The following is a 21,942-nucleotide window of genomic DNA, read 5'->3' as shown; positions in this document are numbered from 1 at the left end:
CCTAGTAGACACACGTCTACTTGACACGCGCCCCGCGCGGCGGTCACCCTGGAGCCGGACCCACTAGTAGACACGTGTCAACCAGTCCGCGCCGGGCGACCGGCCGGGGAGCGGGACGGTGAGCCATGGCCCGAGCACTGCGCTTCCTCTGCCACACGATGGGCTGGGCCTGCCTGGCCATCGGCCTGTTCCACATGCTGGCGGGCAACGCCGCCGTGCCCGGCGCCACCGACGCCGGGCCCACCCTCGACTCGCTCAACCGCTTCTTCGGCGCCGTCTTCGCGGGTTACGGCCTGGCCTGGCTGCGGACGGCCCGCCGCTCCCCGATCCCCCCGGCCCCGGTCCGCATCCTGGCGGGCGTCCTCCTGCTGGGCGGCCTCAGCCGACTGCTCTCGCTGGCCGCGGCCGGTCGGCCGCACTGGTTCCAACTGGTCCTGCTGGCGATCGAACTCGCCCTGCCGCCGGTCTACTTCATGCTCGCCACCGCCGACGCGCGGGCGACGGAAGCACGGGCCGCGCAGGCGCGGTTCCCCGAGGCCGCCAACGGGTAGGGCGCCCTGGAGCAACCCGGGAGCGGACGCCCCCGGGCGACCCGGGGGGCGGGGACGTGCGCGTGCGTGGAGCGGACCTACTGGGCCGGACGGGCCCCTGGCGGGTCGCGGGGGCCTTCGCCGTGCTGTGGCTGGCGGGCGTGGTGGTCGTGACCTGGCTGCTGTTCGGCGAGCGGCTGGTCGCGATGAGCGGCCTCGTCGGCCCGACCGGCAGCTACGTGACCTCCGGCTGCTACGAGGAGGTGGAGAGCACCGACGTCAGCTGCGAGGGCCGGTACACGCCCTCGCTCCCGGTCGGGGCGCCGTCGCGGCCGATGACGCTGCGCGGGGCCGCCGAGCGGCACCGGGTCGGCACCCGGCTGGAGGTCCGGGAGGTCGGCGGCCGGGCCTTCGAGCCCTCCCCGGTCACCGCCGGGGAGTACGTCGCCTTCGCCGGGTGGACGGCCTCGTCCCTGGGCCTGCCCGCCCTGTGGCTGCTGGCCTGCGCCCGCAAGGGGCGCACCCGCAGCGGCGACGGCTACGTCTTCGCCTGGCTGGCGGTCCTGTTCGGCGCGGGCGTCCTGGGGGTGGTGCTGGTCCCGGTGTTCTGGCTGCTGGCCGCGATCCGGGGGTAGCCGCCGGGGGTAGCCGCCAGGCACCCCCACCCCCGCTCCTCCCTTGAAACCCCTCGCCCCGTCCCGCCCCGGCGGGTACGGTCTGCGCCGGGTGCCCGGGCGGATCGTCCTGGCGTCCCTCAATTCCCTCTCGATGGAAGCAGGTTCCGCCGATGGCGTGTCGGATCAGCGAACTCGTCCTGGGCTGCCGCGAGCCCGAGGTGCTGGCACGGTTCTGGTGCGAGGTGCTGGACTTCGTGGTGCTCGGCCGCGAGGAGGACGGCAGCATTGAGATCGGCCCGCGGGAGGGTTTCGGCGGCGCGCAGCCGACGCTGGTCCTGAGCCCCGAGGCCGAGCCGCACCCGGGCCTGCCGCGCCTGCACATCGACGTCAGCGCCACCGACCGCGACCAGGCCGCCGAGTTGGAGCGCCTCCTCGCGCTCGGGGCGCGCCCGGCCGACGTCGGGCAGACCGGCGAGGAGTCCTGGCACGTCCTCGCCGACCCGGAGGGCAACGTCTTCTGCCTGCTCAAGGCCCGGATCGAAGAGGTCTGAGAGAAGGTCCGGGAGGAGGTCCGGGAGGAGGTCCGGGAGGAGGTCCAACCGGCCCGCCCCGCCCCGTCCGCCGCGGCTCCGGAGAAATTCTCCCCGGAGCCGCGATGAGTTTCCCGCGCGCCGCCGGTACGTACCGGTGAGCCCCCCGGACCCGGTGGGGCGAACCGAGAACGAGCACAAGGGAGACGTCCGATGTCGGACACCCGTACGGCGGACCTAGCCGCGATCCAGGCGGTCCTGGCCGCGTCCTACCAGGCGTGGGCGGCCGGTGACGCCGAGGCCGTGGTCGCCGACTACACGGCGGACGCCACCGCCGTCCTGCCGGGCTCGCTCCGCGACGGCCGCGAGGCCGTCCGGGAGAGCATGGCCAAGGGCTTCGCGGGCCCGCTGAAGTCCACCTCCACCTGGAACCGCACCCTCGGCGTGCGCTTCCTGGGCCGGGACGCCGCGGTCGTCGTCAGCGAGTCGGGCATCCTGTTCGGCGGTGCGACCGAGGTGCCCGAGCAGAACAAGGTGCACGCGACCTGGGTGCTGGAGAAGCGCGAGGAGCGCTGGCTGATCGCGGCCTACCACAACAGCCCGGTGCACGCGCCCGCCCACTGATCCCGCGCGGACGGCGGGCCGCCCCTGCGGCGGCTCGGGCGGCCCGCCGTCCGCGTCCGGTCCGGCCTACCTCCTGTCCCCGCCCCACCGCTCCCGGCTCCCCGCTCCCACCCCACCGCTCCCGGCTCCCGCTCCGCCCCGCCCCCGGTGTTTCCGTTCCGGTCGGGCGGTCAGACGCCGGGGAGTGGTGTCGTCGTCGTGCGCGAAGCGCGTGAAGGAGGGACGTCCCGTGTCCAGGACTGTCGCGGATCAGGTGCTCGCCCGCTTGCGGGAGTGGGGCGTGGAGCAGGTGTTCGGGTACCCGGGGGACGGGATCAACGGGTTGCTGGCGGCGTGGGGGCGGGCCGACGACCGGCCCGCGTTCGTGCAGGCCAGGCACGAGGAGATGGCGGCGTTCGAGGCGGTGGGGTTCGCCAAGTTCTCCGGCCGGGTCGGCGTGTGCGCGGCGACGTCCGGCCCGGGGGCGATCCACCTGCTGAACGGGCTGTACGACGCGAAGCTGGACCACGTGCCGGTGGTGGCGATCGTCGGGCAGACCGACCGCAGCGCGATGGGCGGCTCGTACCAGCAGGAGGTGGACCTGCTGAGCCTGTACAAGGACGTGGCCTCGGCGTACTGCCAGATGGTGACCGTCCCTCAGCAGCTGCCGAACGTGCTGGACCGGGCGTTCCGGACGGCCGCGACGTACCGCACGGTGACCGCCGTGATCATCCCGGCGGACGTGCAGGAGCTGCCGGAGCAGGCGCCGGAGCACGCGTTCAAGATGGTGCCGTCCAGCCTGGGGATGCCGCACTCGCACCCGGTGCCGGACGACGGGGAGCTGGCGCGGGCCGCCGAGGTGCTGAACGCGGGCGGCAAGGTGGCGATGCTGGTCGGGCAGGGCGCCCGGGGTGCGCGCCGACAGGTCGAGCAGGTGGCGGAGCTGCTGGGCGCGGGGGTGGCGAAGGCGCTGCTCGGCAAGGACGTGCTGCCGGACACCCTGCCGTACGTGACGGGATCGATCGGGCTGCTGGGGACCCGGCCCTCGTACGAGCTGATGCGGGACTGCGACACGCTGCTGACGGTCGGATCGAGCTTCCCGTACAGCCAGTTCCTGCCGGAGTTCGACCAGGCGCGGGCGGTGCAGATCGACGCGGACCCGTTCATGGTGGGGCTGCGCTACCCGTACGAGGTGAACCTGGTGGGGGACGCGGCGGCGACGCTGGAGCGGCTGCTGCCGATGCTGCACCGCAAGAAGGACCGGAGCTGGCGCAAGCAGGTGGAGAAGAACACGGCGCGCTGGTGGGGCGTGATGGAGGAGCGGGCGAAGGTGCCCGCCGACCCGGTGAACCCGGAGTACCTGGTGCACGCGCTGGACGCGCTGCTGCCCGAGGACGCGATCGTGACGGCGGACTCCGGGTCGGCGGCAAACTGGTACGCCCGGCACCTGCGGATGCGCGGCACGATGCGCGGTTCGCTGTCGGGCACGCTGGCGACGATGGGCCCGGGCGTGCCGTACGCGATCGGCGCGAAGTTCGCGCACCCGGACCGGCCGGTGGTGGCGCTGGTCGGGGACGGCGCGATGCAGATGAACGGGCTGGCCGAGCTGGTCACGGTGGCCCGCTACCGGGAGCGTTGGAGCGACCCGCGGCTGGTGGTGTGCGTGCTGAACAACTGCGACCTGAACCAGGTGACCTGGGAGATGCGGGCGATGCAGGGCGCGCCGAGCTTCCTGCCCTCGCAGCAGCTGCCGGACGTGCGGTACGCGGACTTCGCCGAGTCGGTGGGGCTGCGCGGGCTGCGGGTCGAGGAGCCGGGCAAGGTGCGGGCGGCCTGGGAGTGGGCGCTGGGCGCGGACCGGCCGTGCGTGCTGGACGTGCGGACCGATCCGGCGGTGCCGCCGATCCCGCCGCACGCCGAGTGGGCGCAGATCAAGGACGCGGCGGAGTCGGTGCTGCGCGGCGACAGCGACCGGGCGAACGTGGTCAAGCGCGGGCTGCGGGCGAAGCTGGCCGAGCTGCTGCCGCACCGGAGCAGGTCGTGACCGGGCCGCTGGCGGCGGTGCGCGGGCCGCTCGAAGCCGTCCGCGAGGGGCGGTTCCAGCGCTCGCTGGCGCTGGCGACGGGCGCCGGTTCGGTGGTGGCGGCCGCGGAGATCTACCTGGAGCACGACCGGGCCGGGTTCGGGAACCGGATGATGTGGTGGCCGGTGGTGCTGGGCCCGGTCGGCGCGGCGGCGGGCGTCGCGGGCGCGCTGGACGCCCGGGCGGCCCGGACGGTGCTGCCGCTGGTGTCGGCGGCGATCACCGCGAACGGGCTGCAGGGGTTCTGGCTGCACGTGCGCGGGGTGGCCCAGAAGCCGGGCGGCTGGCGGATGGCCCGGTTCAACCTGGAGACGGGGCCGCCGGTGTTCGCGCCGCTGCTGCTGGGCATGGTCGGCGGGATGGGCCTGGTCGCGGCGGTGCTGCGGCGCGAGGGCCGGTCGTGAGCGCGGACGGGCGGCCCGGGCACGGGGAACGGCCCGGGCACGGGGAACGGCCCGGGCACGAGGGACGGCCCGGGCACGAGGGACGGCCCGGGCACGGGGAGCAACCCGGGCACGAGGAGCGGCCGACACCCGGGGAACGTCCGTACGAGGGTCGGTTCCCGGGCTACGACTCGCTGGCGCGCCGCCCGCAGTGGGACGAGGTGACGGCCGCCGTGGTGACGGGCCGGGTGGCGGGGCCGCGCCCGCCGCTGCGGCTGTTCGCGCCCGCCGAGGAGGCCGCCGCCCGGGCCCTGCTGGACCGGCTGCTGGACCACCCGCCGGTCGACCTGCTGCCGGTGATCGACGCCCGGCTGGCCGAGCGCGAGACCGACGGCTGGCACTACGCGGACCTGCCGCCGGACGACCGGGCCTGGCCGGAGACGGTGCGGGCGCTGGACGAGGACGCCCGGGCGCTGCCGGGGCGCCGCACGTTCGCCGAGCTGCCGGAGCGCCTCCAGGACGGCCTGGTGGAGAAGGTGCGCCGGGCGGTGCGCTGGCACGGCTGGCCCGCGAAGCACGTGTGGAGCCTGTGGACGCGCTACGCGTGCGCCGCGTACTACTCCCGCCCGGCGGCCTGGGACGAGATCGGTTTCGGCGGCCCGGCGTTCCCGTCCGGGTACGCCCGGCTGGGCGTCGGGCGGCGCGAGCGCTGGGAGGTCGCCGACGCGCACCCCGAGCGGCAGCCGCAGGCCGAGCGGCCCGACCCGCCGCCGCTGCCCGCGGTCACCGACCCGGGGCGGCACGGCGGGGCGAAGGCCGCGCTGGCCACCCTCCACCAGTCGGCCCGCCGCCAGCGGTCGGTGCGGCGGCGCAACGCCTCCGCGTGGCTGCTGCCGCGCGACGGCCTGGGCTTCGACCGGCGGCTGGTGGAGCGGATGCGCCGCCACCGGGACGAGGACGAGGTGGACCTGGTGGTCGTGGGCTGCGGCGCGGGCGGCACCGTGCTGGCGCAGCGGATGGCCCGGACGGGCTGGTCGGTGGTGGTGCTGGAGGCGGGCCCGTTCTGGGACCCGCTGCGGGACTGGGTGAGCGACGAGTACGGCGCGCACCAGCTGTACTGGACCGAGCCGCGGGTGCTGTCGGGCTCCGACCCGGTGCCGATGGGGTCGAACAACTCCGGGCGCGGGGTGGGCGGTTCGATGGTGCACTTCGCCGGGTACGCGCCGCGCTTCCACCCGTCCGACTTCGAGACGTACAGCCGGGACGGGGTCGGCGCCGACTGGCCGCTGGGCTACGCCGACCTGCGCGGTTCGTACCGGCGGCTGGAGGCTGAGCTGCCGGTCGCGGGCCAGTACTGGCCGTGGGGCGAGCCGCACGCCTACCCGCACGCGCCGCACCCGGTCGGCGGGAACGGCGAGGTGTTCCTGCGCGGGGCGGCGGCGCTCGGGCTGGAGGCCCGGGTCGGGCCGGTGGCGATCAGCAACGGCCGGTTCGGGCGGCGCCCGCACTGCGTGTACCGGGGTTTCTGCCTCCAGGGCTGCAAGGTCAACGCGAAGGCGTCGCCGCTGATCACCCACCTGCCGGACGCGCTGGCGCACGGCGTGGAGGTCCGGGCCGACGCGATGGCGTGCGCGGTCGAGCTCGGCCCGGACGGGCTGGCGAGCGGCGTGCGCTACCTGCGCGGCGGGCGCGAACACCTGCAGCGGGCCCGGACGGTGGCGGTCGCGGGGTACGCGATCGAGACGCCCCGGCTGCTGCTCAACTCGGCGAGCAGGCGCTTCCCGGACGGCCTGTGCAACGACTTCGACCAGGTCGGCCGGTACGTGATGGTGCAGGGCGCGCCGCAGGTCTCGGGCCGGTTCGAGCAGGAGGTGCGGGCGTACAAGGCGCCGCCGCCGGAGGTGTCGACGGAGGCGTTCTACGAGACCGACCCGGGCAAGCCGTACCGGCGCGGGTTCAGCATCCAGACCGTGTCGCCGCTGCCGATCACCTGGGCCGAGCACGTGGTCGCCCAGGGCCACTGGGGCGCGAACCTGCGGCACTACCTGTCGGACTACGTGCACTGGGCGACGCTCGGCGGGCTGGCCGAGCTGCTGCCGCAGGCCGGCAACCGGGTCACGCTGGCCGACGAGGAGGACCGGCACGGGCTGCGGGTGGCGCACTTCGCCTACTCGCAGTGCGACAACGACCGGCAGCTGATCGCGGCGGCGCGCGGCGCCATGGAGGCGGTCCTGACGGCGGCGGGCGCGAGCGAGGTGATCGCCATCGACCGGTACGCGCACCTGGTCGGCGGCTGCCGGATGGCGGCCCGGCCGGAGGGCGGCGTGGTCGACCGGGACCTGCGCTCCTTCGCGGTGCCGAACCTGCTGGTCACGGACGGCAGCGTACTGCCGACCCAGGGCGCCGCCAACCCGGCGCTCACCATCATGGCCCTGGTCGACCGGGCGGCGGGCGTGCTCGCCGCCGGTGCCCGCAGCGGCCTGCGGACCCCGAGCTGACGGAGTGACGATCATGTGGACCGATCATCCGGTCGAATGGCTGACGGCGCGGGTGTACACCGTCCCGACCGACCGCCCCGAGGCCGACGGCACCCTCGCCTGGGACGCCACCACGCTGGTGCTGGTCGAGGCGGCCAGCGGCCCGGTCACCGGCCTGGGCTGGACGTACGGCCCGCCCGCCGCCGCCGCGCTGGTGCGCGAGCAACTGGGGCCGGTGGTGCTGGGCCGCGACGCGCTCGACACGGCGGGCGCGTACGAGGCGATGCGGCGGGCGCTGCGCAACGCGGGCCGCCCGGGCCTGGGCACGTACGCGCTGTCCGCCGTCGACCTGGCGCTGTGGGACCTGGCGGCGCGGCTGCTCGACGTCCCGCTGGTGGGGCTGCTGGGCGGGCGGCCCCGGCCGGTCGCGGTGTACGGCAGCGGCGGGTTCACCACGTACCCGGACCGGGTGCTGGAGCGCCAGTTGCGGGGCTGGGTCGAGGAGCAGGGCATCCCGCGCGTCAAGATCAAGATCGGCGAGTCGTGGGGCGGCCGCCCCGAGCGCGACCTGGAGCGGATCTCCGTCGCCCGCACCGCGATCGGCCCGGACGCGGCGCTGTACGTGGACGCCAACGGCGCGTTCACCGCGAAGCGGGCGATCCGGCTGGCGGCGGCGTTCGCCGACGACGGGGTGACCTGGTTCGAGGAGCCGGTGCCCTCCGACGACCCGGCGGCCCTGGCGGCCGTCCGCGCCGCGGTCGCCCCCGACGTCGCGGCCGGCGAGTACGGCGACGACGCCCGCTACTTCGCCCGGCTCGCCCCCGCCGTCGACTGCCTGCAGGCGGACGCCACCCGCTGCGGCGGCCCGACCGGCTTCCTGCGCGCCGCGACCGTCGCCGAGGCCTCCGGCGTCCAGCTCTCCGCGCACTGCTCGCCGCACGCCCACGCGCACGCGGCCGCCGCCCGGGCCGCCACCGTCCGGCACCTGGAGTGGTTCCACGACCACGTCCGGGTCGAGTCCCTGCTCTTCGACGGCACCCTCGACCCGTCCGGCGGCACCGTCACCCCCGGCGCGGACGGCGCCCCCGGCCACGGCCTGACCCTCGCCGAGGGCCGCGCCGCGCCCTACCTGGTGGACGCCTGACCCGGGCTGATTCGTCCCGGACGGTCCTGGGCAGACGCCCGCCGACCGGGAGCAACGGAGCAAGCGAAAGGACCTGAACCATGCTGCTGCTCGGAATCCTGCTGTTCGCCGCGTCCGGCGCCTTCGCGGGCCTGCTGATCGCCGACAACCTCGGCGGCGGCCCGGAGACCGGCGTCGACGTCCTCGGCCACCAGATCGCCACCATGAGCACCCTCGGCGCCTTCCTGGCCGGGCTGGCCCTCGCGCTGCTCTTCTGCGCCGGGATCGCCCTGACGGTCGGCGGCCTGCGCTGGCACCGCCGCCACCGGACCCCCGCCACCCAGGACACCCCGGTGGTCCTGGACCGCACCGACGACCGGACCGACCTCCCCACCGACCCGACCGACCGCACCACCACCGGCGGCTCCACCGCCACCCGCCCCGTACAGGGCCGACCGCGCCACCGCTTCACGCACTGAGCACCGAGGCACCCGCCCGGCGGGCGGGGAGCCCGGGCCCGGCCGGTGAGTGGTTCTCCACCCCCCGGGCGGGCCCGGGCTCCCCGCTGTCCTGACCCCTGGCCGGGCCTGGCGTCAGCCGCGCCGACCGCGGCCGAGCGCCCCCGCGGCGAGCAGGGCAGCGGCGGTGGCGCCGGCCGCGGCGAGCGGGGCGCGGTGGCGGTCGGCCCAGGACTGGAGGCTGCGGGGCTTCGCCTCGTCGTCGAAGCGGCCGTGGGCGCCGTGGTCGCGGTGCTCGTCGAGGGGGGCCCACAGGTTGTCGGGCCGGTCGGGCGGGCGCGGGGCGTCGGTCTGCTGGCCGTCGTAGCCGGTGCGGGCGAGGTAGCGGTCGAGCAGGCCGGGCGCGAGCCCGTTGGCCAGCAGGGTGAGGACGGTGGAGGCGCCGACCCGGTACTCGCGGCGGCCGGGGTGGTCGGCGGCGTACACGATCGCGCGGGCGATCGGCTCGGGCTGGTAGACGGGGGCGACGGGGCGGGCCGCCCGGGGCAGCCGGGAGCGCACCCAGTCGAACTGCGGGGTGTTGACGGCGGGCAGCTGCACCATCGTGGTGCGCACCGCCGTGCCCTGGTGCAGCAGTTCGCAGCGCACCGCCTCGTTCCAGCCCTGCAGGGCGTGCTTGGCGCCGCTGTACGCGCTCTGCAGCGGGATGCCGCGGTACGCGATCGCGGAGCCGACCTGGACGACGCAGCCGCGGTCGCGCGGCAGCATCCGGCGCAGCGCGGACCGGGTGCCGTACACGTAGCCGAGGTAGGTCACCTCGGTGACGCGGCGGAAGTCGGCGGGCGTGATCTCGGTGAAGGGGGCGAAGACGGAGGCGAGGGCCGCGTTGACCCAGACGTCGATCGGGCCGAGGGCGCGTTCGACGCTCTCGGCGGCGCGTTCGACCGCGTCGGGGTCGGCGACGTCGACGGTGACGGCCATCGCACGGGCCCCCATGTCGCGGGCCTCCTCCACGGCGGCGTCCAGGCCGGCCCGGCCGCGGGCCAGCAGGGCGACGCGGTCGCCGCGGGCGGCGAAGGCGCGGGCCACGGCGCGGCCGACGCCTGCGGAGGCGCCGGTGACGACGACGGTACGGGGTTCGGTGGGTGCCATGGCGGGCGTCTGACCGCCCCGGCCGGTACGGAAACCGCCGCGGTTCAGCCCTGCTGGCCGCCGCTCCCGTCCCCGCTCCCGTCCCCGCTCCTGTTGCTGCTGTCGTTCAGGACGACACCGTGGGTGACCACCCGGCCGGTGGCGTCGATGAGTTGGGGCTTGAGGCGGCGTCCGGCGAGCAGCCGGTGGTAGGCGACGGGGGCGGTCTGCGGGCCGGTCTGGGCGACCCGGACCTCCTGGAGGGGTTCGTTCCGGCGCCGGTCCGCGCGCTCGTTCGGGGTCTCGTTCCGGCCCAGCTGCAGTTCGGACATCGTCGCAACCCTTCCTCCCCGGGCATCCGTCCGTCCGGGTGCGACGGAAAACGAGGGTGTGGGGCGCTGCGGTCGGGGTAGACGGGGGCACGCATCGGAAGAGGCAGGGCCAGCAACGGGCCCTGGTCGGGAGGAGGCGACGGGATGGCAGCGGACGTCGCGGCCGCACTGTTCGACGTGGACGGCACCCTGGTGGACACCGTCTACCTGCACACGCTCGCCTGGTGGCAGGCGCTGGCGCAGTACGGGCACGAGGTGGACGCGGCCCGGATCCACCGGGCCATCGGCATGGGCAGCGACCAGTTGCTCGACCACCTGCTCGGGGACGACCGGGACCGCTCGGAGGACGACGCGGTCGACGCCGCGCACCTCGCGCTGTACGCCCAGCACTGGCCCGGTCTGCGGGCGTTCCCCGGGGCGGGCGACCTGCTGCGGGAGTGCGCCGGGCGGGGCTGGCGGGTGGTGCTGTCGACCTCCGCCTCGGGGCGCGAACTGGACGTGCTGCGGCGGGTGTTGGACGCCGACGACGCGTTGTACGCGGTGACCGACGCGGACGGGGTGGAAGCCGCGAAGCCCGCCCCGGACCTGGTCCGCAAGGCGCTGGAGCAGGCGTCCGCACCGGCGGAGCGCTCGGTGTTCGTCGGCGACAGCGTGTGGGACGTCCAGGCGTCGGGCCGGGCCGGGACGCCGTGCGTGGGGGTGGAGACCGGCGGGTTCGCCGCCGCGGAGCTCCGCGGCACCGGCGCCGTCGAGGTGCACCCCTCAGTGGGCGCCCTGCTGGACGGCCTCGACCGCAGCGTGCTGGCGCACCCCGGGGCGGGTGAGCGGTGAACGGCACGCACCCGGCGGGCGGTCACCTCGCCCGCACCGCCCGCCGACTGGGCTACCGCACCCGCACCGCGTCCTGGTCGGCGCTGTGCACCCTGTGCGCCCTGCTGGGCCCCACGGCGGTCGCGGCCCCGGCAGCGGTCGCGGGAGCGGCGGCGGCCGTGGACGACTGACGACTGACGACTGACGTGTGACGACAGGTGGTGAGGGCGGTGGACGGCGCGACGCTCTCCCCCCGGGAGCGCCAACTGCTGGCGGCCCTGGAGGCGGAACTGCGGGTGGACGTCGAACTCGACCTTCGCCTGCGCACCATGCGCCACCACCGGTTCCGGGCCCTGCTCGGCCCGCCCTGCCGGGCCCTGCTTGCACTGGCTGCGGCCGTGACGGGTACGGCCCGGCTGGCGGGGGCGGCGCTGGTGGCGACGGCGGCCCACACCGTCCGCCCGTCCGCCGGCGGCCCCGGCTGTCGCAACCCGCACCTACCCTGAGGCCGGAATGCCCGACCGCGGCAGCGCCGGAGGGCCCCGCTACGCGGGCCCGTCCGGGTTCGTCGGGGAGGTGCACCTGCACGAGGTGACGACGGTCCGCTGCCCCACCGGCCGCACCCGCAGCGGGGACGTCGCCTCGATCGTCGTCCCCGGCCCTACGGCGACCGGCCCCTGGGGCAGCCCGTGGGACTGACCGGCCACCCGTAGGGCCGCACCGCCCCAGGCGGCTCCGCACCGGGCCGCACCGCACCAGGCGGCACCGCACCGGGCCGCACCGCACCAGGCGGCACCGCGCCAGGCCACGCCGCGCCGCGCCGCAGCAGGCCGCATCGTCTGCCCGGTGGCACCCCCTTCACCCCGACCCCGCCGGGGCCGTTTCGCCGTCGACGCGGCGGACAGACGCGGCGCATGGACACGGTCACCGCTCCTGCCGCCCCCGCCCGCACCCGCACCCGCCCCGGAGCGGGGGCGCGGCGGCGCTACCTGCTCTGTCCGCCCGAGCACTTCGCGGTGGAGTACGCGATCAACCCGTGGATGGATCCGGGTCTGCCGGTGGACCGGGCGGTGGCGCTGCGGCAGTGGCAGGGGCTGGCGGCGGTGCTGCGCTCCCTCGGCCACCGGGTCGACCTGCTGGCGCCGGAGCCCGGCCTGCCCGACATGGTGTTCACCGCGAACGGGGCGACGGTGGTGGCCGGCCGGGTGCTGGTCGCGAACTTCCGCCACCGGCAGCGCGCGGGCGAGTCGGCGGCGCACCGGCGCTGGTTCGCGGCCGCGCGGTTCCGGCAGGTCCGCACCGCCGCCGAGGTGAACGAGGGCGAGGGCGACCTGCTGGTGGCCGGGCGGCGGATCCTCGCGGCCAGCGGCTTCCGCACCACCACCGCCGCCCACCGGGAGGCCCAGCGGGTGCTCGGACTGCCGGTGGTGTCACTGGAGTTGACCGATCCGCGCTACTACCACCTGGACACCGCGCTGGCCGTGCTGGACGACGCCCGGGTGATGTACTACCCGGACGCGTTCGCCCCGGCCGCCCGCCGGAAGCTGCGCCGCCTCTACCCGGACGCGATCCTGGCCACCGCGCCGGACGCCGCCGCGTTCGGCCTGAACGCCATCAGCGACGGCCGCCACGTGGTGCTGCCCGCGGACGCCCGGGGCCTGGCCGGGCAGTTGCGGGCGGCGGGCTTCGTCCCGGTGCCGGTCCAGCTCGCGGAGCTGCGGAAGGCCGGCGGCGGGCCCAAGTGCTGTGTGCTGGAACTCCGTTCGGAGTGAACCGGACCCGTCAGGAGCGAACGACAGCGTTTCGAAAGGGAGTTGAACGAGGTGGAGACCGTGCAGACCGCCCCCCGCACCGACCCCGGCGCGCCGCCGCTGCCCGCGGCCCGCGGCCCGCTCTCGGCCGCGGTCCTCGCCGCGCTGCGCCGCCCCGCCCCCGCACTGCTCTCTCCCCCACCGCTGGACGACCCGTCGGACCCGTGGGGCGAGGACGTCCAACTCGCCCTGTACGTCTGCTACGAGCTGCACTACCGCGGTTTCGCGGGCGTCGACGACGCCTGGGAGTGGTCGCCCCCGCTGCTCGCGCTGCGCGGACGGTTGGAGCGGGGTTTCCTGGCCGCGCTGCGCCACGAGGTGGGCGAACCGCCACCGCTGGCGGACGTGTTGGCGGACCTGCTGGTCGAACCCCCGGACGGCGACGGCCCTTCGCACCACCTGCTGACGACCGGCACCCGGCAGCAGGCCCGCGAGTACCTGGCGCACCGCTCGCTGTACCACCTGAAGGAGGCCGACCCGCAGATGTGGGCGGTGCCCCGGCTGCCGAACCCGGCGAAGGCCGCACTGGTCGCCGTGCAGTACGACGAGTACGGCGCGGGTCGGCCGGAGCGGGCGCACGCCGAGCTGTTCGCCGGGATGATGGCCGACTTCGGGCTCGACCCGGCGTACGGCGCGTACCTGGACGCGGTGCCCGCGCCCGCCCTGGCCGTGGTCAACACGATGTCGCTGTTCGGCCTGCACCGGTCCCTGCGGGCCGCCCTGGTGGGGCAGTTCGCGGCCGTGGAGATCACCTCCCCGCCCGGCGCGGCCCGGCTCGCCGCCGCGTTCGAACGGCTCGGCGCCTCGCCGCGCGGGACGCTCTTCTACCGCGAGCACGTCCTCGCCGACGCCGTCCACGAGCAGCTGGTGCGGCACACCGTGATCGACCCGCTGCTGACCCGGCCGTCGGACTGCCCCGCCCCGGAGATCGCCTTCGGCGTGCTGGCCTACGCCCGGGCCGAGGACCGGCTCGCCGACCACCTGCTGGCCGCCTGGCGCTCCGGCACCAGCTCCCTGCGCACCCCGCTGCCGCCCGAGGAGCCCGACCGACGACCGGAAGGAGCCCGACGATGAGCCCGACCCCGGACCCGAGCCAGACCCCGAACCCGGCCCCGGCCCCGGCCCCGAGCCAGACCCCAAACCAGACCCCGAACCCGGCCCCGAGCCAGACGACCGGGGCCGGGGCGTTCCTGCCCCTGCTCGACCCGCCCGTGTACGTCGTCACCACCGGGGTCGGTGACACCAGGGCCGGCTGCCTGGTCGGCTTCGGCTCGCAGTGCTCGATCCACCCGGAGCGGTTCGCCGTCTGGCTGTCGCACAGCAACCGCACCCACCGGGTGGCGGCGCGCGCGACGGCGCTGGCCGTCCACCTGCTGCCGCCGGACGACACGGGCCGGGCCCTGGCCCGGCTGTTCGGCGAGGACACCGGCAAGGAGGTCGACAAGTTCGCCCGGGTGAGCTGGCGTCCGGGCCCGGCCGGGGTGCCGGTGCTCACCGACGCCGCGGCCTGGTTCGCCGGACGGGTGGTCGGCCGGGTCGAGGGCGGCGACCACACCGCGTTCCTGCTCGACCCACTGGCGGGCGGCCGGGCCGACCCACCGCCGGCGACGACGCTCGCCCTGCGGGACGTCGCCGGGCTCGACGCGGGACACCCGGCGTGAACACCCCACCGCTCCAGCACGGTTCGGGACCACCCGCCGTCCGCGCCCCGACGCCCGGCCGAGACCCGACACCCGACCAGCGCCCGGTGCCCGTCCGCCGTCCGGGCCCGCCACCACCGCTGCTGCGATTCGGCGTCGAGGAGGAGTTCCTGCTGACCGGCCCGCGCAGCCGGGTCACGGTGCCCGCCGCCGAGGCGGTGATCGCGGACGCCGCCCGGACGCTCGGGCCACGCGCCCAGTACGAGTTCCTGACCACCCAGGTGGAGGGCTGCACCCGACCGGTCGGCACCGCCGCCGAGCTGCGCGCCGAACTCGCCGACACCCGCGGGGTGTTGCTGGCCGCCGCCGACCGGGCCCACTGCCGGCTCGTCGCCACCGGCACCGCCGTCCTGCCCAGCCGCCACCCGTTGACCGTCACCCCGAAACCCCGCTACCTGCTGCTGGCCGACCGGGTCGACGGCGTCGCCGACCAGATCGGTGCCGAAATCTGCGGCTGCCACGTCCACTTGGGCGATCTGACGCACCGTCAGGCACTGTCGCTCAGCGCCCGGATGCGCGGCTGGCTACCGCTGTTCCAGGCGTTCTGCGCCAACTCCCCGTTCTGCGAGGGCACCGACCACGGCACCGCCTCCAACCGGCCTGATCGGTACGCCCGTTGGCCGACCTTCGGCCCGGCCCCGGTGCTCGACGAGACCGGCTACCGGGCCGCCCTGGACCGGATGATCGCGGACGGGGTGATCCTCGACCGCCGGATGCTGTACTGGTTCGCCCGGCCGTCCGAGCACCTGCCCACCCTGGAGGTGCGGGTCGCCGACAGCTGCGCCGACCTGGACACCGTCCTGCTGCTGGCCGTCCTGCTGCGCGCCCTCGCCCACACCCTGCTCGACCCGCGCACCCGGGCCCGTCCGCGACCGGTGCCCGACGGCGCGCTGCGGCTGGCCCACCGCCGTGCCGCGTCCGCCGCCCTCGACGCCCGGCTGCCCGACCCGCTCACCGGCCGTCTCCAGCCGGTGCGCCGACTCCTGCCCGCCCTGGTCGAGTTCACCGCTCCGGCCCTGCTGCGCACCCACGAGCTCGGACTCGCCCGCCACCTCTCCGCCCGCCTGCTCGCCACCGGCTGCGGCGCCGACCACCAGCGCGCCGCCCTCGCCCGCCACGGCCGCCTGTCCGCCGTCGTCGACGACCTCGCCCACCGCACCGCCGCCACCGCCCCGCTCCCCTGAACCGCCCCTGAGCCGCCCCACCCCTCGCCGAGTTCACCGCCCGCCGGACGTGTCGTCCACCGCCCGCCGGGCATACGCGAGCCCATGCTGCTGCTACGACCGCCCGGCGTGTACCCCGCCCAGGGGGACACCGCCCTGCTGCTGGAAGTGCTGGGCCGCGAACCGCTGCGGCCCGGCGCACGTTGCCTGGACGTCGGCACCGGTTCCGGCGCGCTCGCCCTGGCCGCCGCCCGGCGCGGCTGCCGGGTGACCGCCGTCGACCTGTCCCGGCTGTCGCTCGCCACCGCCTGGCTGAACGCCCGCCTGCACCGCCTTCCCCTGCGCGTGCGGCACGGCGACCTCACCCCGGAGGCCCCGGAAGCCCGGGAAGCTCCGGAAGCCCGGGACGGCGGCCGGTACGACGGGACCGGCGGAGCCGACGAGGCCGACAGGGCCGGTGGGTGCGACAGCGCCGACGGGTACGACAGGGCCGACGGGTACGACCTGGTGCTGAGCAACCCCCCGTACGTCCCCGCGCCGCACCCCGGCCCGGCCCCGCGCGGGCCCGCCCGGGCCTGGGACGCCGGGCCGGACGGGCGGCTGCTGCTGGACCGGCTGTGCCGCCGGGTGGCGCCGCTGCTCGCGCCGGGCGGGGTGCTGCTGCTGGTGCAGTCCTCGCTGGCCCGGCCCGAGGCCACGGTGCGGCAGCTGCGCGCCGCCGGTCTGCGGACGTCCGTCGTGGCCCGCCGGTTGCAGGGCTTCGGGCCGGTGATGACCGCCCGGGCCCCGTGGTTCGAACGCACCGGGCTGATCGAACCCGGCGTCCGCACCGAGGAGTTGGTGGTGGTCCGCGGTGTCCGCGACTGACCCGGAGCCGACCGCCGCACCGCCCCCGCCCCCGCCCCGGATCCGGCTGACCGAACGCGGCCCGCTGCTGGTCGACGGCCCGGTGGACCTGCTGCTGCCGGACGGCACGGTGCTGCACTGCGACCGCCCGGTCGTCGCGGTCTGCACCTGCCGCCGCAGCCGCCGCTACCCGCTGTGCGACACCAGCCACCGCACCCACCGCCGCCCAGCGCCCGCTCCCGCTTCCGTCCCCGGCACACCGTCGTTTCCGCCGGACGGCTCCGGGCAGACGCCCGGGTGAGCGCAGAACCTCAAGCGGCACCTACACGCAGGAGGAGGTGGACGCCATGGGACGGCTCAATGTCCCGGTGATCTGCGGACTGTCCGGCGGCCTGGCCATTCCGGCCCTCCAGGTGGTCGAACTGCTGCGGGCCCTGCCCGAGGAGTGGGAGGAGTGGGCCGGCCAGGAGAACAGCGGCCTGGACCCGTCGACCACCGCCACACTCGCCGACCTGGTCCGCCAGCTCGCCGACCAGATCGACCTCGCCTGCATCGAGATCGCCAGCGACGAGGAGTGACCGCGCAGCGCCCGTCGGCCACGGAACGGGCCGTCCTCCTGGGCGGTGCCCGACCGGGAAGGTCCCGAGCGGCCCCGACCGAGCTGCCCGGGACAGCCCCTGTCACCAGCCCTGCCGTCACCCGCGCCACCGTCTCCGCCACCGCCCCGACCTGGTGTTTCCCGTCGCGTCGGCGGGGCAGGCGCCCGGCAGGGAGGGGAAGGACCACCGGACACCACCGGAGGAGGCGTACGGGCATGGCCGCCGATCGCGAACCGGACCTGCTGGAGCAGTTGACGACCGATCACGAGGTGCTGCGGGTGCGTTTCAGCGAACTCGCAGGGCTGCCGCTGGGCGATCCGCGGCGCTGCCAGCTGGCGGCGGTCGCGGCCGACGCCCTGGTGCGGCACCTGACGGCCGAGGAGGAGCACCTGTACCCGATCGCCCGGCACGGCCGCCCGCCGGGCGACGACGCGGTCGACCAGGGCCTGCAGGCGCACGCCGCGCTGCGGGCCCTGGTGCGGGAGCTGCGGGTCGCGGCGGCGGATTCGACCGGCCCGGCGGGGTCGGCGGGGTCGGCGGAGTTCGACCGGCTGGTGGCCAGGCTGGTCGAGGCGGCCACCGGGCACTTCGGCCTGGAGGAGGCCCGGCTGTTCCCGACGGTGCGCGAGCACACCGCCCCGGTGCGGTTGACGGCGATGGGCGCCCAGTTGCGGGCCACCGAGGCGGCGGCCTCCGCGATGCCCCGGCCGGGCCCGCGGGCGCAGGCGCCGCCGGACGAGCTGGTGGCCCCGGAGCTGCCCTGGCGCGAGCGGATGCACCGGCGCTTCCGGTTCGGCGACTCCAGCGAGGACTGACCCCGGACGAGGGCTGACCCCGGACGAGGGCTGACCCCGGACGAGGACCGCCCCCGGAGCCGGGCGCCGTTCAGTCCTGGCGGCGGACGGCGAGCAGGCAGATGTCGTCGGACGGGTTGGGCGCGCCGAAGCGGCGCAGCAGGTGGTCGAGGAGCCCGGCCGGGTCGGGGGCGGCCCGGTAGTCGGTGCAGGCGCGCAGCAGCCGGGCGACGCCTGCGTCGGGGTCGGCACCCGCGCCCGCTCCCCCGCCCGTACCCGCTCCCCCGCCCGCGCCGGTGCCGTTGGTGCTGCGGCGGTCGATCAGGCCGTCGGTGTAGAGCAGCAGGGTGTCGCCGGGTGCGAGGCGGAGTTCGGCGGTGGGGCGGCGGGTGCGGGGGGTGACGCCGAGGATCAGGCCGGGGGGCGGGTCGAGGGTGCGGGCGGTGCCGGCGTGGACGAGGACGGGGGGCAGGTGTCCGGCCCGGGCCCAGGCGAGGTGTCCGGTGCGGGGGTCGAGGCGGGCGACGGTGACGGCGGCGATGTGGTCGGCGCGCTGGTGGCAGAGCATCCGGTCGAGGCGGTCGAGGAGCTGTCCGGGCGGGGCGCCGTCGTAGGCGATACCCCGTAGCGCGTACCGGAGTTGGGACATCACCGCGGCGGCGGGCAGGCCGTGTCCGGAGACGTCGCCGACGGCGAGCAGGACGGTGCCGTCGGGCAGGTCGAGCAGTTCGTACCAGTCGCCGCCGATCTTGCGTTCGCGTTCGGCGGGCAGGTAGCGGGCGGCGCTGTCGAACCCGGGGACGGGGCGTCCGGCGGGGGCGCGCATCAGGGCCTGCTGGAGGGCGCGGACGGCGCGCTGTTCGTCGCCGGTGCGGCGGCGCTGGTCGGCGAGGCGGTCGCGGGTGTCGCTGAGGGCTTGTTCGGCGCGCCGCCAGGGGGTGACGTCCTGGACGGCTCCGCTGAGCGCGAGCAGGCGGCCGTCGTCGGCGCGGGCGGCTTCGCCGAGGGCGCGCAGGTTGCGCTGGCCGTCGGCGGCGCGGACGGCGAACTCGGCGGTGACGGAGGTGCGTCCGTCCAGCAGGGCCCGGGCGGCGGCGCGGACCGCCTCGCGGTCGGCGGGGACGACGGCGTCGAGGGCGGCGCGCGGGTCGAGGTCGCCGATGGCGGTGGCGGTGCCGAAGAGCTGCGGGACGCCTTCGGAGCAGGTGATCCGGCGCTCGCCGGGGCGCCACTCCCAGGTGCCGGCCCGGGTCAGGCGGGCGGTCTGGGCGAGTTGGGCGATCCGCCGGTCGCGTTCGTCGTGGGCCCGCCAGGTGAGCAGCAGGCCGTCCTGGAACGGGGTGGCGTGCACGGTCATCGCGCTGGCCCGGGTGCTGCCCGCGACGGTCTCGACGTACCGTTCCGCCTCGCCCAGGTAGGGGGTGGCGTCGGCGGCGGCGGTGCGCAGGCGGTCGAAGGTGCCGGAGGCGACCATGCCGGGGTACAGCTCGGTCAGCCGTCGTCCGCGCAGTTCGGCGGCGTCCCGCCCGGCAAGGTCGACGGTGGGCGCGTTGGCGTGCTCGACCCGCAGGTCGGTGACCTTTCCGTCCTCGTCGCGGACGGCGCGCAGCAGCAGCACCGGGTCCAGCAGGCCGTCCAGCACGGCCCGGAACCAGGGGGCGCCCGCCAGGTCGAGCGGGACGGTCGGCGCGGCTTCGACGTCGTGTGCGAGTTCGAGCGCGAGCAGGCGCAGCAGCGTGTCGGCGGTGAGGTCGGCGAGGGCGGCCAGGTGCGCCCGGGTGTCCGGGTCGGGGCGGCGGAACTCCGACCAGCCGATCTTGATCGCGCCGAGCAGCCGCCCGTCGGCGTGCAGCGGGAGGGCGCAGACCGTGGTTCCGGGCACCAGGTCGTCGCCGCCCATGTCGGGGTAGCGGGCGGCGAACTCGCGCCGGTCGGCCACCCACACCGGTCGGCCGGTGCGGACGGCCTCGGTGAGCGGCACCCGGGTGGGCGGCGGGATGCGCTGCCACTGGCTGAGCTGGTGCGCCGACACTCCGTACGCGCCGACCAGCCGCAGCGCGCCGTCCGGTTCGCGCGCGGCGAGGACCAGCGCCTGCGCGCCGAGCGGGCCGAGGGCGGTCCGGTACAGGTGTTCGGCGACCTCGTCGGGACCGGTGGCGGTGGCGAGCGCGGCGGCGGCCAGGTGGAACCGGGCCGCCAACCCGGCCCCGTCCCGCTCCGCTCCCCCGCCCTCGGGTTCGGGTGCGGGTTCGGGTCCGACGGGCCCGGCAGGCTCCGCAGACGCCGACGCCACGGACTCCGGCCGGGCGGGGGCCGCGGGTGCCGGGGCCTCCCGGGCGGCCGGGGGCGGGGCGGCCGCGGCGACCAGGTCGGCGGCGATCTGGGCCAGCTTGCGGTTCTCGTCCTGCGAACGGCGCACCAGCTCGTCGAAGGCCCGCTCGGGCGCGTAGCCGAACCGCCCGACCAGCACGCCCTTGGCCTGCTCGATCACGGCCCGGGTGCGCATCGCGGTGCGCAGGCCCTCCAGCTCGGTGCGCAGCCGGTCGATCGTGGCCTCCAGCTCGGCCCGTTCCCCGTCCACCGTGTCCCACCGCCTCCTCCGCTCCGACTCCACCCTATGTCGCGGTGCGGCTTTCGCGGTGGTTTGCCGCCCCCCGTGCCCGGTGAGACGCGCCCTGCGGGGGATCCCCCGCGGACACGCCCACTCCCGGAAACGGAGCAGCCGCCATGAACGGACCCAGCGATTCCCCCCGGCCGACCGGGCCGACCGGGCCGGACACGCCGGACGGGCCGAACGGCCTGACCGAGCTGGACGGCATGACCGTGGCCTTCCTGGTCGCCCCCGAAGGCACCGAGCAGGTCGAGCTGACCTCGCCCTGGCAGACCGTCCTGGACCACGGCGGCACGCCGCGCCTGGTCTCCACCGAACTCGGCGAGGTCCGGGCCTTCCACCACCTCGACCGGGCCGACCCGTTCATGGTGGACGCGGCCGTCGCGGACGTCTCGGCCGCGGACTTCGACGCCCTGGTGCTGCCCGGCGGCGTCGCCAACCCGGACTTCCTGCGCACCGACCCGCGGGCGGTGGAGTTCGTCGCCGGGTTCTTCGCCCGCGGCAAGCCCGTCGCGGTGATCTGCCACGGCCCGTGGACCCTGATCGAGGCCGACGTCGTCCGCGACCGCACCCTCACCTCCTGGCCCAGCCTCCGCACCGACCTGGACAACGCGGGCGCGCACTGGGTCGACCGCGAGGTGGTGGTCTGCACCAACGGCCCCAACATCCTGGTCTCCAGCCGCAAGCCGGACGACCTCCCGGCCTTCGACCGCGCCCTGGTCACCGCCTTCGCCGCCTGACGCCCGCCGCCCCCGGCCCCCTCCGCCGCCCGTCCGCCCGGCCGCCCGGCCGTATGTCCGTGGCCGGGCCTACGCTCCGCGCCATAGGATTCACCGGATTCTTCCTCCTGGCCCGCTCCGAACGACCGGCCACCGAGCTGACCGTGGTGCGCGCCGTCGGCGCGACGACGGACGCGCTGTGGCGGGCCGGGAACAGCGACTGGCAGCTCCTGCAGGGGTGCTCGACCGAGGACCCCGACCTCGCGGCCACCGCCGCGACGGGCGCCCCGGCGCTCATCGCGAGCGTGTTCGACAGCGACGTCGGCTGGGTCCGGGCCGGCAGCCCGGAGGGCCGGGCCTGGGAGTGCTTCCTGTCGCCCGTGATGGCGCGGGAGTACGGCATCCCCGAGGAGGAGTTCGGCGACCCCGACGAGATCGCCGGGCGCGCCGCGGCCTGGGCCCGGGAGGCCGGGATGCGGCCCGATCCGGAGGCGGTCCGGGCCGTGCTGGTCGCGAAGGGCGACCCGTTCGCCGAGGATCTGGTGTTCGACCTGGTCCAGGCGCTGGGGTTCGTCTTCGAGCCGGACGGGCAGCCGTCCTCCTGAGTCCGCCCCTCTGAGTC

Annotated in this window: 26 protein-coding genes; 23 read left to right on the top strand and 3 right to left on the bottom strand. The window is 76.3% G+C overall.

Features of this window, described 5'->3' with window-relative positions; translation table 11 throughout:
- Positions 1-125: 125 nt before the first annotated feature.
- The 9 genes from OO57_RS07770 (at position 126) to OO57_RS44620 (ending at position 8,825) form a co-directional block, all read left to right on the top strand.
- Positions 126-551: a DUF4345 domain-containing protein gene (locus OO57_RS07770; protein ID WP_033251559.1), complete on the top strand. Its 426-nt coding sequence runs from the start codon at positions 126-128 to the stop codon at positions 549-551.
- A 62-nt stretch (positions 552-613) separates the two neighbouring features.
- The gene (locus OO57_RS07765; protein ID WP_158715051.1) at positions 614-1,165 is read left to right on the top strand and encodes a hypothetical protein; all 552 of its coding nucleotides are present in this window, start codon (positions 614-616) and stop codon (positions 1,163-1,165) included.
- Between the two features lie 152 nt (positions 1,166-1,317).
- Positions 1,318-1,698, top strand: coding sequence for a VOC family protein (locus tag OO57_RS07760; protein ID WP_033251557.1), 381 nt, complete (start codon positions 1,318-1,320; stop codon positions 1,696-1,698).
- A 192-nt stretch (positions 1,699-1,890) separates the two neighbouring features.
- A complete protein-coding gene (locus OO57_RS07755) occupies positions 1,891-2,301 on the top strand; it encodes an SgcJ/EcaC family oxidoreductase (protein ID WP_033251556.1) in 411 nt (136 codons plus the stop codon).
- A 229-nt stretch (positions 2,302-2,530) separates the two neighbouring features.
- Entirely contained in the window at positions 2,531-4,324 is a 1,794-nt protein-coding gene (locus OO57_RS07750; protein WP_033251555.1) for a thiamine pyrophosphate-requiring protein, read from the top strand.
- Positions 4,321-4,767: a hypothetical protein gene (locus tag OO57_RS07745; protein WP_051776861.1), complete on the top strand. Its 447-nt coding sequence runs from the start codon at positions 4,321-4,323 to the stop codon at positions 4,765-4,767. Before OO57_RS07750 ends, OO57_RS07745 begins: the two co-directional genes overlap by 4 nt.
- A 200-nt stretch (positions 4,768-4,967) precedes the next feature.
- Positions 4,968-7,244, top strand: a complete 2,277-nt coding sequence (locus OO57_RS07740; RefSeq protein ID WP_158715050.1) for a GMC oxidoreductase — start codon at positions 4,968-4,970, stop codon at positions 7,242-7,244.
- A 13-nt stretch (positions 7,245-7,257) separates the two neighbouring features.
- Complete coding sequence (locus OO57_RS07735) at positions 7,258-8,367, top strand: enolase C-terminal domain-like protein (RefSeq protein ID WP_033251554.1); 1,110 nt, start codon at positions 7,258-7,260, stop codon at positions 8,365-8,367.
- Between the two features lie 80 nt (positions 8,368-8,447).
- Positions 8,448-8,825, top strand: a complete 378-nt coding sequence (locus tag OO57_RS44620; RefSeq protein WP_033251553.1) for a hypothetical protein — start codon at positions 8,448-8,450, stop codon at positions 8,823-8,825.
- A gap of 114 nt (positions 8,826-8,939) precedes the next feature.
- Here OO57_RS44620 and OO57_RS07725 read toward each other — a convergent pair whose 3' ends face one another.
- Both OO57_RS07725 and OO57_RS47175 read right to left on the bottom strand, forming a co-directional pair.
- Positions 8,940-9,956 carry an SDR family oxidoreductase gene (locus tag OO57_RS07725; protein WP_033251552.1) on the bottom strand — a complete coding sequence of 339 codons (1,017 nt, stop codon included), beginning with the start codon at positions 9,954-9,956 and terminating at the stop codon, positions 8,940-8,942.
- A 44-nt stretch (positions 9,957-10,000) separates the two neighbouring features.
- Positions 10,001-10,267: a DUF6328 family protein gene (locus OO57_RS47175; RefSeq protein WP_033251551.1), complete on the bottom strand. Its 267-nt coding sequence runs from the start codon at positions 10,265-10,267 to the stop codon at positions 10,001-10,003.
- A gap of 144 nt (positions 10,268-10,411) precedes the next feature.
- Between OO57_RS47175 and OO57_RS07715 the strand changes: the two genes are divergently transcribed.
- From OO57_RS07715 to OO57_RS07665, 12 genes are all read left to right on the top strand, one after another.
- The gene (locus OO57_RS07715) at positions 10,412-11,098 is read left to right on the top strand and encodes an HAD family hydrolase (RefSeq protein WP_033251550.1); all 687 of its coding nucleotides are present in this window, start codon (positions 10,412-10,414) and stop codon (positions 11,096-11,098) included.
- Positions 11,095-11,268, top strand: a complete 174-nt coding sequence (locus OO57_RS43645; protein WP_158715049.1) for a hypothetical protein — start codon at positions 11,095-11,097, stop codon at positions 11,266-11,268. Before OO57_RS07715 ends, OO57_RS43645 begins: the two co-directional genes overlap by 4 nt.
- A gap of 39 nt (positions 11,269-11,307) precedes the next feature.
- The gene (locus OO57_RS07710) at positions 11,308-11,583 is read left to right on the top strand and encodes a hypothetical protein (protein WP_033251549.1); all 276 of its coding nucleotides are present in this window, start codon (positions 11,308-11,310) and stop codon (positions 11,581-11,583) included.
- Positions 11,584-11,590: 7 nt separating this feature from the next.
- Positions 11,591-11,776 carry a hypothetical protein gene (locus OO57_RS42295; RefSeq protein WP_033251548.1) on the top strand — a complete coding sequence of 62 codons (186 nt, stop codon included), beginning with the start codon at positions 11,591-11,593 and terminating at the stop codon, positions 11,774-11,776.
- A 215-nt stretch (positions 11,777-11,991) separates the two neighbouring features.
- Positions 11,992-12,849 carry a dimethylargininase gene (gene ddaH, locus OO57_RS07700; protein WP_033251547.1) on the top strand — a complete coding sequence of 286 codons (858 nt, stop codon included), beginning with the start codon at positions 11,992-11,994 and terminating at the stop codon, positions 12,847-12,849.
- Between the two features lie 51 nt (positions 12,850-12,900).
- Entirely contained in the window at positions 12,901-13,962 is a 1,062-nt protein-coding gene (locus OO57_RS07695) for an iron-containing redox enzyme family protein (protein ID WP_051776880.1), read from the top strand.
- Positions 13,959-14,549 carry a flavin reductase family protein gene (locus OO57_RS07690; RefSeq protein ID WP_081973523.1) on the top strand — a complete coding sequence of 197 codons (591 nt, stop codon included), beginning with the start codon at positions 13,959-13,961 and terminating at the stop codon, positions 14,547-14,549. Before OO57_RS07695 ends, OO57_RS07690 begins: the two co-directional genes overlap by 4 nt.
- A complete protein-coding gene (locus OO57_RS07685; protein ID WP_081973522.1) occupies positions 14,546-15,772 on the top strand; it encodes a carboxylate-amine ligase in 1,227 nt (408 codons plus the stop codon). Before OO57_RS07690 ends, OO57_RS07685 begins: the two co-directional genes overlap by 4 nt.
- Positions 15,773-15,856: 84 nt before the next feature.
- On the top strand, positions 15,857-16,618 hold the full coding sequence (locus tag OO57_RS07680) for a methyltransferase (RefSeq protein WP_033251546.1): 762 nt from the start codon (positions 15,857-15,859) through the stop codon (positions 16,616-16,618).
- Positions 16,605-16,898: a CDGSH iron-sulfur domain-containing protein gene (locus OO57_RS07675; RefSeq protein WP_033251545.1), complete on the top strand. Its 294-nt coding sequence runs from the start codon at positions 16,605-16,607 to the stop codon at positions 16,896-16,898. Before OO57_RS07680 ends, OO57_RS07675 begins: the two co-directional genes overlap by 14 nt.
- 46 nt (positions 16,899-16,944) lie before the next feature.
- On the top strand, positions 16,945-17,175 hold the full coding sequence (locus tag OO57_RS07670) for a DUF6213 family protein (RefSeq protein WP_033251544.1): 231 nt from the start codon (positions 16,945-16,947) through the stop codon (positions 17,173-17,175).
- 236 nt (positions 17,176-17,411) lie between these two features.
- Positions 17,412-18,011: a hemerythrin domain-containing protein gene (locus tag OO57_RS07665; protein ID WP_033251543.1), complete on the top strand. Its 600-nt coding sequence runs from the start codon at positions 17,412-17,414 to the stop codon at positions 18,009-18,011.
- A 70-nt stretch (positions 18,012-18,081) separates the two neighbouring features.
- Here OO57_RS07665 and OO57_RS07660 read toward each other — a convergent pair whose 3' ends face one another.
- Positions 18,082-20,571 (bottom strand): SpoIIE family protein phosphatase, encoded by a 2,490-nt coding sequence (locus tag OO57_RS07660; protein WP_033251542.1) that lies wholly within the window; start codon positions 20,569-20,571, stop codon positions 18,082-18,084.
- Positions 20,572-20,807: 236 nt separating this feature from the next.
- On the opposite strand from OO57_RS07660, the gene OO57_RS07655 reads away from it, so the two are divergent.
- Positions 20,808-21,341, top strand: a complete 534-nt coding sequence (locus OO57_RS07655) for a type 1 glutamine amidotransferase domain-containing protein (RefSeq protein ID WP_033251582.1) — start codon at positions 20,808-20,810, stop codon at positions 21,339-21,341.
- Between the two features lie 59 nt (positions 21,342-21,400).
- Entirely contained in the window at positions 21,401-21,925 is a 525-nt protein-coding gene (locus OO57_RS07650) for a hypothetical protein (protein WP_158715048.1), read from the top strand.
- Positions 21,926-21,942 lie beyond the last annotated feature (17 nt).

Source organism: Kitasatospora phosalacinea (assembly GCF_000717185.1).
Lineage (GTDB): Bacteria > Actinomycetota > Actinomycetes > Streptomycetales > Streptomycetaceae > Kitasatospora > Kitasatospora phosalacinea_A.
This window is presented reverse-complemented; position numbering and strand designations above follow the sequence as displayed.

Bases quoted from the DNA above. Each gene is read 5' to 3' on its own strand.
- OO57_RS07680 (WP_033251546.1), top strand. From the start codon at position 15,857: ATGCTGCTGCTACGACCGCCCGGCGTGTACCCCGCCCAGGGGGACACC.
- OO57_RS44620 (WP_033251553.1), top strand. From the start codon at position 8,448: ATGCTGCTGCTCGGAATCCTGCTGTTCGCCGCGTCCGGCGCCTTCGCG.
- OO57_RS07670 (WP_033251544.1), top strand. From the start codon at position 16,945: ATGGGACGGCTCAATGTCCCGGTGATCTGCGGACTGTCCGGCGGCCTG.
- OO57_RS07755 (WP_033251556.1), top strand. From the start codon at position 1,891: ATGTCGGACACCCGTACGGCGGACCTAGCCGCGATCCAGGCGGTCCTG.
- OO57_RS07760 (WP_033251557.1), top strand. From the start codon at position 1,318: ATGGCGTGTCGGATCAGCGAACTCGTCCTGGGCTGCCGCGAGCCCGAG.
- OO57_RS47175 (WP_033251551.1), bottom strand. From the start codon at position 10,267: ATGTCCGAACTGCAGCTGGGCCGGAACGAGACCCCGAACGAGCGCGCG.
- OO57_RS07690 (WP_081973523.1), top strand. From the start codon at position 13,959: ATGAGCCCGACCCCGGACCCGAGCCAGACCCCGAACCCGGCCCCGGCC.
- OO57_RS07655 (WP_033251582.1), top strand. From the start codon at position 20,808: ATGACCGTGGCCTTCCTGGTCGCCCCCGAAGGCACCGAGCAGGTCGAG.
- ddaH (WP_033251547.1), top strand. From the start codon at position 11,992: ATGGACACGGTCACCGCTCCTGCCGCCCCCGCCCGCACCCGCACCCGC.
- OO57_RS07770 (WP_033251559.1), top strand. From the start codon at position 126: ATGGCCCGAGCACTGCGCTTCCTCTGCCACACGATGGGCTGGGCCTGC.
- OO57_RS07725 (WP_033251552.1), bottom strand. From the start codon at position 9,956: ATGGCACCCACCGAACCCCGTACCGTCGTCGTCACCGGCGCCTCCGCA.
- OO57_RS07665 (WP_033251543.1), top strand. From the start codon at position 17,412: ATGGCCGCCGATCGCGAACCGGACCTGCTGGAGCAGTTGACGACCGAT.
- OO57_RS07715 (WP_033251550.1), top strand. From the start codon at position 10,412: ATGGCAGCGGACGTCGCGGCCGCACTGTTCGACGTGGACGGCACCCTG.
- OO57_RS07735 (WP_033251554.1), top strand. From the start codon at position 7,258: ATGTGGACCGATCATCCGGTCGAATGGCTGACGGCGCGGGTGTACACC.
- OO57_RS42295 (WP_033251548.1), top strand. From the start codon at position 11,591: ATGCCCGACCGCGGCAGCGCCGGAGGGCCCCGCTACGCGGGCCCGTCC.